The 14,329-nt window shown below is 48.1% G+C and carries 8 protein-coding genes; 1 reads left to right on the plus strand and 7 read right to left on the minus strand.

Translation table 11 applies throughout. The features are described from left to right. Positions 1-117: 117 nt before the first annotated feature. Positions 118-4,677 (minus strand): collagen binding domain-containing protein, encoded by a 4,560-nt coding sequence (locus tag DFQ00_RS20700; RefSeq protein WP_167433790.1) that lies wholly within the window; start codon positions 4,675-4,677, stop codon positions 118-120. 170 nt (positions 4,678-4,847) lie between these two features. Next, on the minus strand, positions 4,848-5,738 hold the full coding sequence (locus DFQ00_RS20705; RefSeq protein WP_110898388.1) for a LysR family transcriptional regulator: 891 nt from the start codon (positions 5,736-5,738) through the stop codon (positions 4,848-4,850). Between the two features lie 127 nt (positions 5,739-5,865). On the opposite strand from DFQ00_RS20705, the gene DFQ00_RS20710 reads away from it, so the two are divergent. Beyond that, positions 5,866-6,936 carry a branched-chain amino acid aminotransferase gene (locus DFQ00_RS20710; RefSeq protein ID WP_110898389.1) on the plus strand — a complete coding sequence of 357 codons (1,071 nt, stop codon included), beginning with the start codon at positions 5,866-5,868 and terminating at the stop codon, positions 6,934-6,936. Positions 6,937-7,170: 234 nt separating this feature from the next. Here the strand turns inward: DFQ00_RS20710 and DFQ00_RS20715 are convergent, their stop codons facing one another. From DFQ00_RS20715 to DFQ00_RS30345, 5 genes are all read right to left on the minus strand, one after another. Continuing rightward, positions 7,171-8,298, minus strand: a complete 1,128-nt coding sequence (locus DFQ00_RS20715) for a transglutaminase domain-containing protein (protein WP_110898390.1) — start codon at positions 8,296-8,298, stop codon at positions 7,171-7,173. A 250-nt stretch (positions 8,299-8,548) separates the two neighbouring features. Continuing rightward, positions 8,549-10,975, minus strand: coding sequence for a YcdB/YcdC domain-containing protein (locus tag DFQ00_RS20720; protein ID WP_208643809.1), 2,427 nt, complete (start codon positions 10,973-10,975; stop codon positions 8,549-8,551). 244 nt (positions 10,976-11,219) lie between these two features. Next, a complete protein-coding gene (locus tag DFQ00_RS20725; RefSeq protein WP_244213942.1) occupies positions 11,220-12,113 on the minus strand; it encodes an alpha/beta hydrolase in 894 nt (297 codons plus the stop codon). A gap of 95 nt (positions 12,114-12,208) precedes the next feature. Further along, complete coding sequence (locus tag DFQ00_RS20730; RefSeq protein WP_110898392.1) at positions 12,209-12,835, minus strand: bifunctional 4-hydroxy-2-oxoglutarate aldolase/2-dehydro-3-deoxy-phosphogluconate aldolase; 627 nt, start codon at positions 12,833-12,835, stop codon at positions 12,209-12,211. Positions 12,836-13,162: 327 nt separating this feature from the next. Continuing rightward, positions 13,163-14,233: a glycosyltransferase family 2 protein gene (locus DFQ00_RS30345; RefSeq protein ID WP_425271047.1), complete on the minus strand. Its 1,071-nt coding sequence runs from the start codon at positions 14,231-14,233 to the stop codon at positions 13,163-13,165. Positions 14,234-14,329 lie beyond the last annotated feature (96 nt).

Genomic DNA, 14,329 nt, shown 5'->3' on the forward strand with positions numbered 1-14,329 from the left:
AAACACCCTCCCGCCTGCCTACGAAGATCAATTCTTCGCGGCAAAGGCGGGAGGGTGTTTGATTATACATTGCTCATATTCATATGAAGCTCAACTCATGAGTTCCAAAATATTTTCCTAGTGCTGGAATTTCTCTCTGCGCCTGAAGTACAAGAATGCTGTACTTCCAATAGCCATCAGCATCAATCCTGAGACGGTGTAGGCGATGGAGCTCTCTTCACCTGTCTTCGGCAGCATGCCTTGGGCTGAGGTATGGCTGCTGTTCCCCGATGAAACCTCGCTTTCCGAATCTGCTCCGACTGGTGGCGTAACCACATTCTCTTCACCTGTACCATCGCCTTCTGTCACCTGAGTCTCCGTTCCATCTCCATCTCCAGCTTCAGGTGCTGAAGGTGTAACTTCAGCAGGATTTTGCGGTTTACCTGTGCCCCCATTTTCTTCTGCTGGTTCTGAAGGGTCCGTTACAACTTTACCCGGTACAGATATTCCGGGTGTTTCTTTCACAGGAGCTCCTGGCTTGGTCGGATCTGGTGTACCGCCTGTACTTGGCGTGCCCGGATTATAGGGCTCACTCGGTCCGCCTGATGACGGGATAGCCTGATTTGTCTTGGATACAACAATCGCCTCGGTTTGTTGATTCGTAATTTCAAAGGTCACCGGCGTCTGATCCAATTGGTATCCAGACGGTGCCTTGACTTCAATCAATTGATACGTATTCGGTTCAAGCTGCTGCACATGGAGTTCACCGTGAAGATCCGTGGTCAATGCTGCCGGATCAATACCGGCTACCACATTAAACAGCCATTCTCCATCCGGCCCCATCACTGCGGATTGAGCACGTAATTCAAAGACTGCACCTTGCAGATGCTGTGTTCGGCTTGCATTGTATTTCACCAGTTTTACCGAACGGTCATTTTCTTTATTTTCAATCGTTATCTGTGTTTCCGGCTGAGTGATAGATACCTTTGTTTCCGGGTTTTCAATCACGAACCCTTCAGCTTTCGTTTCTACAAGTGTATACACACCGTAAGTGAGGTTGCTGAATTCAATGATCCCCTGTTGGTTCGTAACTCCGGTATCAACAACGCTATTGGCAGAATCACGTAGTTCGAATTCAACCCTGCTTAATGGAGACTGATCCTTGGCATTCACTTTTGTCAGGGTCAGTTTACCTCCTGTACCGATCTGATTTGTTTTTGTAAGTGTCACAATCTGTGTCTGGTTCACTGTAATGGTGAATGGAATCGGTGTACTATCCACCATGTAGAAATCGGGTGCCTGAATTTCAACCAATTCATACGTGCCTGCTTCCAGATCTCCCTTGGCAATTCTGCCGCTCACTCCTGTCGTAAGCTCATCGAGCTTCTCACGCGTGGAGCCCTGAATGTGATATAGCGCAAAAACGGCTCCCTCCAGCACCTTGGTGGAGTCGGCTGCATCCCTCTTGGTCAGCTCAAAACCCTGGTGGATTTGTTCGTTGATGATCTCGAAGGCTGCTTCTGCATCCTTGAATAAAATGGTTTGACCTGAAGCCGAAGCAAAATTCGGATCTGGCAGATATCCTGCAGGCGCTGTAACCTCCTTCAGTCGGTAAGGAACACCATTTGTCAGATGCAAACGATACTTCCGGCTGCTTTCAGCCATGCCGTTCTCATCCGTCGCTTTCAACGTTTCCAGAAGAATCGTGCCGGATGCATTGTAGATGGCAAAGACAGCTCCTTCCAGTGGCTGCCCGGTGTCATCCACCTTATACACTTTCACTTTACCCATACCGGTGGATGCACCGCCACCTGCACCTGCCATCGAAACCCGAATACCTGACTGGTTGCCTTCTCCCACAACGGATGAAGACTGACCAGCATATTCAACCTTGTTCTCAATTCTCTCTCCGTGATCTGCGTTAATAAAGGACTGGTACTCCAAAAGATATGCTGTGTTTATATCGTTCTTAAATGTGAAGGTAAAGGTGTTGCCCTCCACCACCAGCTCATATTTCGATGGATCAACCAACCCGGCCTTCACCGAAATATTGCCCGAATTGTTTGCAGGCAATTGCACCTCGTACAGCTTCAATGAATCGGCAAGCAAAATCTGATTATCGGACAAGGTGTCGGTTAATCGAGAACCGGCAGCAACAAAGGACTGGCTCGGATTCATATTTACAACCCATGAAGCCAGATCGGATGTCCCTACCTGATGCCCTGTTTTGTTCACATATACTCCGCCATGAGCAGGTGTAACGGCTGCTGTTTTATCAAAACGTACAGGCCCGCCTGCACCATCTGTCAGCACAGCATGATTGCTGTACGAGCCCTCTACTGCAAATTCTCCATCCAGACTGGTTTGATACACTACGCGGTAAGCCTTTTTACCGATGTCACCTAGGTTAAGCGTGAAGCCTTTGCCATCCGGGTCAAGCTGGAATTGTGCCGATGATATCGTGACTTCGTCCCCAACCGAAGTAACGTTGTTGGCGCCCTTCAATTCAAGCTCATACACCTTCAATGATCCATCCACAAAGGATTGATTTCCAGTATAAGCATCCTTGAGAATAGCATGCTGAATATCAAACAGATTGTAATTCACATCAATTGTCCAGGTCATCGCTTTGTCTCTGGCGCTATAATCCCCCCGCTTGTTACCATTCTCAATCGTATAGTTTTGAGGTCTGACCACAGCAGATTTGGTTATGGCGGTCTGTGCAACGTCTGCTTCCTTCCAATTCAACGTTGCTGTGTTGCGATATTCATTGTTTGTTGGCATGCCTGCCGTTGGATCAAAGCTTGTTTTATACGTGATCACATGCTGTTTATCAATGATGCCGTCCGGCTTCAGACGAATTGTGAACCCTTTTTCAAAATTCACATCCGACGGGTCAGCCACAGCAGGTGCCAGCTCAAACTGGTCCTGCTGATCACCAGTGATTCGCAGACTGCCCGGAACAAGCTTCATGTGTCTGCCTGTATAATCATCCGTGATGACAATATCCGTCATCTCTTTCTGATCCCGATTCAGCACAATCTGCCACTCGATCTCTTTGGCATTGAAATCTTCACTTTTTACACTCTTCGCCAAAATGACTTCTTCAATATTTTTACGACCTTCCTTGGTCGTGCCATCCTGTGTATTCACGGTATTCACTACTGTCTCATTAGCGTATATACGCGGTATCGCTTGCGTTTTGTATTCAATCTCATAAGCTTTGTTAATATCACTGTTGAATTGAAGCTTGAACCCCTCCTCAAAGCCTGTGCCAGCACCACTCACTGTGTAATCAGAGGCAACAGCCAGCGTTTTTGCCCCAGGGCGACCATCCGATTGAATCTCGACTTCATACACATTCAGTGATCCTGCTACAAGTCTTTGCTTCGCCGTATCAAAACGATCCTCCAGCCACGCATTAGCTTGTGCAATCGTTTGCTGATTATAGTTATACTGCACCTTCCAAGTAATCGTCTGAGTAGCCGGATCGTATGCACTCTCTTGTCCCGACTTGTTCAGAGGTTCATTGAAACTGACCGTCACACGGCCAACATCGGATTCCTTGTACTCGCTTTGATCCGCAGTCAGCGTCACCTCATTGGCATACACTACTCCCGTATAAGGAGCACTCGTTGGTGCCTGAACACTTGTTGTGTAGGTGATGCGATATGCTTTGTCGATATTGCCCAGGTTCACTGGGAACTGAGTTGCTGTGTTGACAATCTGGCCTTCCTTCACAGAACCGTTTAACTGAACCTGCAGCTCGCGGATCTCGATACTCCCCTGAAGCGAAAGCTCTGGTGGCAGTGTATCCTCCAGAACAACATTGGTCATGCTCTTCTCGCCTTGGTTAAAATCTACTGTCCATTCAATCTCATCCGAGTTGAAATTATTTTTGTTTGCTTTTCCGAACTTCTGAAGTTCATCCTTTGCGGTATTTGCAAAATTTACATCAATAGGGCCTTGGCCTACACCGCTAAAGTCAATCCTCTGTTTCAGTCCGTCTTCCATCTTGCTCTCGTCAAATTTAAGCCACACATAGAAGTTCCCTTCCAATTGGGCGTGTTCGAGCATCTCATTAAAAGTAAATGCAATTGTACCGTCCGGGTTCACGACGTATTCGCCAACACCCCCATCCAGATTGCCTCTCAGCTGTGAGCCTATAATAAATTTGTCAGGCAAACGGAAAGTAAAGGTCGATCCATCTCCGTAAGAGTGGGCATCATTCTCAAACGCCCATTTGAAAACAACTGCAACCTCATCCGATATTCGTGGACGAATATCTTCAATCTTGTCTCCTTTAACTTCGATCTGACCGTTGCCATTGTATTCCGGCTTCTGATTGTACATTTGTACATCGGTAATCAGGTTCTCCTGAATTTCTGAAGCTACGGCAGCGGCAGCCAAGGGAGATACACTTGCCGTTTCGGATTTGTCGGGAGTTGCAGTAAGTTCCGTCTCCTCGGTCTCCAGCGATGTTTTTCCATCCGCAGTAGCATCAGCACCATTATCTACCTGATGTTCAGGAAGCTTGCTCTCCTCCTCTGCAGATGGTGAAGATGGATCATTCATTGTACCGACTGACATATGATTTGTGTCATCCTGAGCATACACCGTTGATGTTAAGACCAGCCCTTGCAGCAATTGCGTCACCAGCAACAGTGCAATCAACATGATGCTCACTCGTTTCTTCATGTTCCACGTATCCTCCTCGTTCATATGGTTAGCCAACGCCGAGGAATAGAATAACAGGGCGACCTATACAAATCATAGACAACGAACAATCGCGCAAAACGTTTACCAATTCATATGACAACGCTTGGTAGTTTAATGAAATACACACCGTTCAGTGCGTCCTACCCTCCTCATATCTCGAAAGTCTTGATAAAGTTCCTCGCGCTCTTGGAGAGGTAACGATCCTTGATCCATATCAAACCCACTTCCGAATAGAGCTCTGTATGCGATAGTTCATACAAGGCAATACTCGTCAGCGGAAACGAAGCGAGTACCGACTTCGGCAGGATCGTCGCACCGATACCTGCGGTCACCAACGCGAGAATAATTGCGACGCTGGAACACTCGCATAAAATATGTGGTTCATGGCCAGACTCACGAAACGACTTCAATACACGGTCATGCATGCCGGTGGTCAAATCACTTTTCAAGCTGAGAAAAGGATACTGAGCCATCTCGCCCATCTCCAACCTTCGATCTTCTGAAGCTTGAGGCCAACTACTGGGTATTAGGGCGACGAACGGATCGGGAGGCAGGTGTATTACAGTGTAACGATCAGGATCGGAAGCAGCTTCAAAAGGAAGACGTGCAACAATGAGCTCCAGGTTCCGTTTCTCGAGTTGGTCCCCAAGAAGGAAGTGGTCACCTTCGTTGATTTTGAAGGTAACGCGTGGGTACAGTTCGTGGAACCGCTCGATCCGCTGTGGCAGTAGAGAAACGCAAGAAACGACCGAGCCGATCGAGAGCGTACCATGAACACCCTCGTCCAGTTCCTGCACCTCCTCGATCGTCTCTTGGAACTGGCATAGAAGCTGCTCTGCTCGTTGACGTAGAAGCTGGCCCGCGTGCGTGAGTGTCAGGCGTTTGCCGCTGCGGTCAAACAAAGTAACGCCAAGCTCACTCTCAAGAAGCTTCATCTGCCTGCTGAGAGGCGGCTGCTCCATATTCAAACGCTTGGCTGCGCTGGTAACTTGTCCTTCCTCAGCGACTGCAACAAAATATCGAAGCTGGCGAATATCCATTCGATGCGTAGGCCTCCTTGTCATATACCTTAAAGGTATATTCTTTCTACAAAATAGATATTTCCAATATACCTTGCTAATAGTTACTATACAATTAACAAATACATCAACTAAGGGTGGCGTAACAATGATGCAGCCAATTCATATCGAACACACGAGCGCTCCTAAACCAAGACCGAAGGCTAGCGACATAGGGTTTGGAAAATATTTTACGGATCATATGTTCATTCTCGACTATGATGCTGCGAGAGGATGGCATGATGCGCGAATTTTACCGTACCAGCCGATTACACTGGATCCAGCGGCCAAAGTATTCCACTATGGGCAGTCGATCTTCGAAGGGCTTAAAGCGTACAGGACCGAAGCAGGTAATCTCGTGCTGTTCCGTCCCGAAATGAACATAAAGCGATTAAACCTCTCGAATGACCGAATGAGTATCCCGGTAATTGATGAGGAACTGGTGCTTGAAGCGCTGCATCAGTTGGTCTTGATCGATCAACATTGGATTCCGGACGCGCCCGGGACGTCACTCTATATTAGGCCTTTTGTGATCGCAACAGAGGAGCTGTTGGGAGTCTCGCCATCGGAACAGTATAAGTTCATGATCATCATGTCGCCAGTCGGAGCTTATTATGAAGAGGGAGTCAAGCCTGTTTCTATCTATGTAGAATCTGAGTTTGTTCGTGCAGTGGCGGGCGGGGTTGGTCATGTGAAAACCGCCGGTAATTATGCGGCAGGGCTAAAAGCGCAGGAGGGCGCGACGTTGCAGGGCTGCGCGCAGGTGCTCTGGCTCGATGGGATACATCGCAAATATGTGGAGGAAGTTGGCAGCATGAATGTGTTCTTCCACCTCGGCGACAAGATCGTAACGCCTGCGTTGACAGGTGGTCTGTTGCCAGGTATTACGCGGGATTCCGTCATCCATTTGCTACGGTATTGGGGGTTGAAGGTGGAAGAGCGTCTGTTCTCAATCGACGAACTGGTTCAGGTGCAGAAGGACGGTAATCTCAAGGAGATGTTTGGCACTGGTACAGCGGCGGTTATTTCCCCGGTCGGATCGTTAGTTTGGAAAGGCGAGAGGCTGACGATCGGTGACGGATCAATCGGTGAGCTGGCTGCACACTTGTATGAGACGATAACAGGTATCCAAATCGGACGAATCGAGGACCCATTCAATTGGCGGGTCGTTCTTAAATAGCAAATGTAAAAAGGATAGAGTGTACAGATGTAATCTGAATCTCTATCCTTTTTATATTTCATCAATAGTATATCTAAAATTGTATTCCATTCCATCAGGCTACTGGTTAGAGTAGGATTTTTCCGATTTTTATAAAATCCTTCAGGCTGCCCTTGTTAGAGTGGTGCATTTGATTAATATTACGGTGTAGATGAGACGCTTGATTGATGTTATAACCTGGCTGTGTGCTCTCTACTATAAGGCCCAGGTGATTTTGACACGCAGGTCTGTAGTGCCCTCCATTTTAGATACAAAATAAGATATTGATTTCATGCCTAATTGATACAAGTCCTGCAAATCTTCAATTAGACTACTCTCGGTGCCCTTATACCTGAACGTCAGCGAGGTACCGCCATCCTTCAGCACCGTTTGAACTTTGGTTTTCAGCACCTTTCGCTCCTTAACGGCGTCCTGCTCGTCATATAAAGAATACTCCAGTGCATGATAGAGCTTCTCATAGGCCTCCTTCTTGCTTCCTCCAGCCTTCACCAGTTGAAGCAATGCATCGCGGTAAGGCGCAGATGCCACAGGATACTTGTTGTTGCCTGTCCAGACGTGATCACGCGCCATCTCCTTGTCACTTAACAAGTAGTAGCTGTGGCTCACGATGCCTTTGCGGTCAGGCGTCGGGTCATCCCACGTTGTATCCATGTGATACCATTTGCCGTCCAGCTTCACCAGGTTCCAGGCGTGGAGCTGTCCGCCTGCTGTTCCTTCAACGATACGATTTTCAATTCCCACACGCTCCAGCATGCGGTAAGCAAGCAAGGAATATCCCTGACATACGGTACTGCCTGTGGCCAGACCGTCATATGCTGTATATTTTTTCAAAGAAGTATCATAAGATAGATTAAGCACAATCCAATCATGAATCACTTTTACTTTCTCATGGCTGGTCATGCCGGGTTTGATAATTTCTTTGAGTACATTAGCAACTTTCTGGTTCACATAATCGGTCTGTGCTTTGGTCTCACGATAAGAGAGTGTCACATTGACCTCGGCTGAAGTATTCGAGCCTTTATAGTTAAACGCATAGCTTTTCACCGTATATTGAATATAGGGGTCACTCTTCATCGCTTCGTCGATGGAGGTCTGTAGCTGTTTCTTGAGGCCCTTCACATTGCCCTTGTAGGTAAACACCAGTTCCTCTGTACGCTGTGACATCGCATTTAACAACGTCTGACGTAAATCCGTCGCTGTAGACAGTTCCGAATTACCTGAGGCGGCATATAATTGATCCAGGTCAACCGTACGCGGCAGCCAGGCCGCAATGAGACAACCTGCCAGTAATAAGGTCATCACTCGTTTACCATTTTTGCCCATGAAAGGAACCCACCCCTCTTCGCTACATGATCATGCTTTATTGTATCATAAAACCTTTTGCTTTCCCCGTTCTATATTTCTTATTTTAACATGCACAAAAGAAACAGGAACCTCCTACGGAAGGTCCCTTAATCTTTCATTCATGCATCACATTTCCCGCTTCATTCATCCTATGTCTTCTCTGTGAAAAATATGAGAAGCACTGCTAAATGGCAGAGGAATGACAGTGCATCGAAACTTCTGTCTGATATTAATAGAGGCGACTGCTACTCATAAAGTGGTCTGTCTTCCCCTGTAGCTTGGCAAGACGTTCGAGGACCTGGGCCGCTTCAGCTACCGTTACTTTACGGGCAGGCATAAATCTGCCCTCAATGGAAGGTAGCAATCCAAGCTTGAGGCTTAGCGATACCGCTCCCTTGTTGCTGATCGCACCAGCATCTGCAATGTTAGGCAAATCGGATGGCAGTGCATAGAATCCAGCCATCTTCTCGTAACGCAGAATGCGTACAAGCAGTACCGCCAGTTCTTCGCGAGTCATCTCTTCCTCGGGCTTCAGCTTCTTCTCAACATCTGCCAAGCCAAGCCAGCGCTGATCCAACAGCACTTTTACAGACTTGTAATACGGACTATCTATCGTAACGTCAGCAAAAAGCTTGTTACTGCTATCGCTGTTATAATACATATCCATGTTCGGGTTGATTGCCCGCGCCAAGTAGTCAAACCAATCACCACGGGTAATCACCCGATCTGGGAATACACGTCCCTGCTCATCCGGTAGCAATACACGGTGCTTTGTCATGCTTTGCAAGGCTGATTCGGCAATATGACCAGCGATGTCTGCCGGCTCTGCCGGAGGTGCTGAATCAGCTCCAAAATTCGTGAAGAACCATTCGCCTTTATTGGCATCCAGCATCTCATACAGATTATAGATGGACTTCATGTCGCTGACAGGTACGTAAGCCAGGTTAATACCCAAAGGTGCTGGTTCATTATAGCCTAGAATGTATCCACCATAACGTGCGTAATTCAGCATTAATTTGTACTTTTGCAAATAAAGCTGCTTGGCCTGCTCCTCGCTAATCTCCGGTTTGATGCTCGCAGGAAGCTGTTCAGACGTTGCCACCACATGTGTATAGAACTCATTAATCGCTCCGTCGTTCATAACCTGCACTTGTGCCGTGTCATCCTGAACCTGAATACCATTCATATAACGCTGGAACAGGAAGGTACGGGCATTGTCCGTTTCAATAACTTTTTTCAGCCGGAACTGCTCTTTGGCATTCGGGACAACGGAGATCATTGTATTCATTGCCAGCTTCTCAGCCTGCTGTGCAGTGATTTCCTTACGCTGCTTCTCCTGATCCGGCTTCTCCTGTCCCATCTCTGGTCCGACCCGATGCATCAATGTATAGCTGTATATCTGGCCGGTCACCGCGTCAACCTGAGCCGAAATGTCCCGCATGAACATGTAGGATATGTTCGCATTGCGATTGCTCCAGCTCAGACTCCATACCTGATTGTTTGTGCTCCCATAATCCCCCTTGTTTAACTGGCTATGATCGAGCTTGTAATCCTTCGGTATTTCAAAGTGGGCTGCTACACGCTCCGCCGCCTGCTGTACATTCAAGCGTGAGCCACTTGCTGCGGTAAAGGCCGATGCCGTCCCCGTTACTTTTTTATTTTGCAGCTCTCCGCTCTTGTTCTCCGCTTTACCCGTCAATGTGTCAATTCGCTCTAATGTATTGGCATTGATCGGCCCCATGCTGTTGCCCTTTGGCAAATAACCAAGAATATAGGACTGGCCAAGCTTGGAAGAAAGACGGGTCTTGGAGATATACGCAAGCTCGACTTCGAACTCATTTTCAAAGATCTTTCTCGCTTGCTCCTCTGATGCCTTTGGCTGGGAGGAAGGATATTTCGCCGCGATGGTTGTACGTGAATAAGCTGTCGCCTGTCCTCTTTCATCCACACTTATGTAGACTCTCTCTGCCTCGGATACGATGCCGTCATGTTTGAGCTGGTAGGCAAACTGATATTGTTTGCGGCCAAACAGTGCTTCCTGCTCCATCGGAGAATAAAGATCACCCAAACTCACATACTCGTCTGCCTTAAGTCCGGGAATAGCCTGGTACATCATGTCCAAAGCGGTCTTCTCTGCTTCTTCCCTCGTCAGTCGAGTATTGGAAGCCTCCAGGTGATTTTCTACAAATTCAGAGGGCAGATGAACATTTAATACTTCCCCTGTACCTGCATGTACGCTCGCTCCGAATCCCATAGAATGGTTGCCCTGTGTAATCTGGAATCCGATATCCCAAGCCTTGTAATCCGGCGGAGGATACGAACTCGGCGAATCAAATTTGACAGACGAGATCGTTGCCTTTTTTAATATTGGAAATAGCTTTAATATATTGTCAGCGGCTTGCCTGGATGAGATCTTTGCACCCTGCGGCACGTCATTGCTTGTTGCATCCTGTTGATTATTTCCCCCTGTTACGGCTTCATTCACTGAGCCAGCTTCCGCCTGAGCAGCGGATGCGCTGCCTGTCAAGCCCGGCGCCTGTGTCGTAAACAGCAGTGTCGCCATCGCAGTGGCTGCGGCCTTGGCTGTGAACGTTTTAAGCCTTCCATTCATGTTCCAATCCCAACTCAAAATGGTTACCTCTCCCTTCATTTTCATGCGAAATGCATGATGAATACTTTTGTATGAATTTTACCATTCAACTCTATGATACCATAAGCTTCCTTTTTAATCGCTGTTTTCCGGGTAATTTACAATTGTGAATTTTTGTATAGTTTATCTTCATAACAAAAAAACGCCAATTCCATTGGCGCCTTCTCATAGGTACTCATTTCTTTAATACATCAGGATACAACGGCTTAGTTCTCTGTGCTGCTTCTGCCCGGCTCCGAACAGCCGGGTGTTACATGGAACGAACATGCGTCTTGAGGAACGGAATAACCGTATCCCAGAAGGCAGGGTCCTCCTCAGAGCAGCTGTGACCTTCACTATTGACCCAAAGATGCTCTACAGGCGGATCGGCCTTGGACATAAAATATTCCAGTTCGCTAGGCGGAATAAAATTATCCCCTTTGGAATGTACCATAAGGAGTGGCAACTGCACGCCTTTTCGTCGTTCGTTAAGCAGCATCACCGGATCATTCTGCTGATAGGTCTTCAAGGACTCGCCCAAACGCCAAAACCAGATTCGCGGAATGACCTGTGCCAGCGGAAACAATGGCAAACGCCGCCGTCTCAGCTCTGAACTAACGATGACCTGAAACTGCGATGGCATGGAATCGGTTATCACAGCCGCTACCGGAATGCCCTCTGTCAGTGCGAGAATTGTTCCCAGTCCGCCCAGCGAATGTCCTAACACACCGATAGCTTCCGGGTTAATTTCGGGTCTGCCAGATACGTAGGTCAGCGCGGCCAACAGATCATCCCGAAACAGATAGGCCGAGGCTGCGCGGACCGGGTCACTGGCACCGTGGCTGCGTACATCATACATGAGCAATGCATATCCGGCTTCCCAGATCGGACGTGCGTATCGTAGCACACGGGAGCGGTTGGAGCCCCAGCCATGTGCAATAATGACAAGCGGCCAAGGCTTGGCAAGATCGGATTTTGCCGGAATGAACCAGCCCTGCACCTGTCCTCCGCCGCTCTCAAACGTAATATCCTCAAAGGGCATTGGTGGCTTTACCGTAATCGGAATTTTTTTGGGTGTCTGGCTTTTGACCGCCGCCTGCCATAATCCTCCCGCCGTCACAGCAGCTACAGCCAGCATACTGCCTATCATGGTTCTCGCTTTCACAAGTCATCTCTCCTTCCCGGCTTCTGACATCAAGTCATCCTATAACAACATTAACTTGAATTTGAAAATGATGCATTTTTCCGCCCCTGAACCGATCATCTTTTTGCAGCTTCTACAAATGCCTGAGCACGAGCGACAATCTGTTCCGCATCGCCTGAAGCCAGTGCTTCCTTGGGTAGAAGCGCACTGCCCAAGCCTACTGCGGCTGCACCCGCCGCATAATATGTCTCAATATTCTCCAAGGTCGCTCCACCCGTGGCCAGCAGCGGAATATGATCCAGAGGTGCCTTAATCTCACGCAAATATGGGATGCCCAGACTGGCCATAGGAAACAGCTTTACTGCCCGTGCTCCTGCTTCATGCGCAGCAACAATCTCCGTTGGTGTCATCGCTCCTGGCCATATCTCTATGCCGTGTTCTACAGCATATTCAATGACAGAGAGATCGACATTGGGTGACACCAGAAATTGTGCTCCTGCGGCAACTGCCTCTTTTGCCATGCTCACGTTCAGCACGGTGCCTGCACCGATATAGGCTTGTCCTTCATGACGTTCACGCCAATCAGCAATAATCTGATGCGCATTCGACGTGTTGAGCGTCACTTCCATAAGGCGAATGCCCCCGCTCGTCATGCCATCTCCGGCTGTTACCGCCTCATCCCGGCTTATCCCACGTACAATGGCAACAAGTCTGGATTCCAATAGTATTTCGGTCAAGTTCATGTCTACTCATTTCCCCTTGCTTCGTTCAAATTCGGTAGCCGAGGACCCGCCGTCGTGTTCATCGCTTTTCCGTTAATAACTATTGTAATGCATATTCTCTCCAGGATAAAATACATTAATCCATCTTTCCCTTCAGGATCAAAGCCGTATGTACATGCATAGGGACTATTCATTTCCCTTTTTCCATACAAACAAAAAACCTCTTCCAGACTACGAAGAGGCATAACAAAAGAATTACAATAGAAACAGACCGTTATCAGTTTATTTTGCTGATATACCACGCTGATTACCAGCACTCCGTCATGCCTATCCTTGAATGCTTATTGCTTATGCGTTCTCCAGCACATTTTCCTTCTGCAAATCCTTAAAATATTGATCATTATACAGCATGCTTGGATGCGTTGGATGATACGTGAGCGCAATATCGTTGTGCTCCTTCGCCTTCGCCCGATTGCCCATTCGGTCATAACATACGCATAATTGCAGATGTGGCATCCAGGTCCAGGCCGCTTCGTTCAGCACCACCATCGGATCAGCCGGACGTGTCGCCTGAACAGCCTGTTCGTACCAGAACACCGCTTTGCGGTAATCTTCTCTGTCGGCAAAATATCCCCCCAGACGGCAGCAGACCTCCGCCCTCGGCAGATCGTATAGAAAGGAGCGGAACAGCGCTCTTGCTTCCTGTTCTGAACGACTTGATGCCGCTTCACAATCTGCGATTTTCTGGCATGCCGCAATCTGATCCTCGATCCAGCCTAATCCGGTATCCAAAAACTTGCCATAATAGATTATCGCATCCTCATATTGACCGTGATCCTTCAGCTCATTGCCAAAATAATATAAATCCCGCGGTGAGAACTCTTCCCCCGCCTGCTCGCGTTTGCGATAAATACGCAGATTGCGATCGGTGTATTCCTTGTCTTTTTTATGCGTCACGGCGATATCGCTATGCAGCAGATGACCCGCTACAGCCAGGTATTCATGCACCGCACCAATCCAGCGAAACTGACGATCACGCCGCACCAGCCGATTCCGCCGCAGACTATAGGCCACGCTGCCCTCTGCGGTAAAAGAAAGGTTGTAATCCATCGTCACACTATCTACCGCCGGATCAAGGTTCCGCTTCAGTGCAATCAGCTTGGCCCGATCCTGCACTTCAAATACATCATCTGCATCCAGCCACAGGATGTATTCACAGGATGCCTGATCAAAGGCAAAATTACGGGCTGCAGCAAAATCATCTACCCATTCAAAATCATAAATACAGTCCGTGTAGCGGGCCGCGATCTGACGTGTCCGGTCAGTGGACCCTGTGTCCACAATAACGATCTCATCGGCAATACCATTCACCGAGTCCAGACACCGGGCAAGAGAATTCTCTTCATTTTTTACAATCATGCACAAAGTAATCGTAATCGTCTCTTCTCCCCGTCGAGCCCTGCGGTTATACGCAGCCACACCTGGCAGTTCAGATAAACGATAGATGTGGTAGGC

The sequence above is a fragment of the Paenibacillus barcinonensis genome (assembly GCF_003217495.1).
Lineage (GTDB): Bacteria > Bacillota > Bacilli > Paenibacillales > Paenibacillaceae > Paenibacillus > Paenibacillus barcinonensis.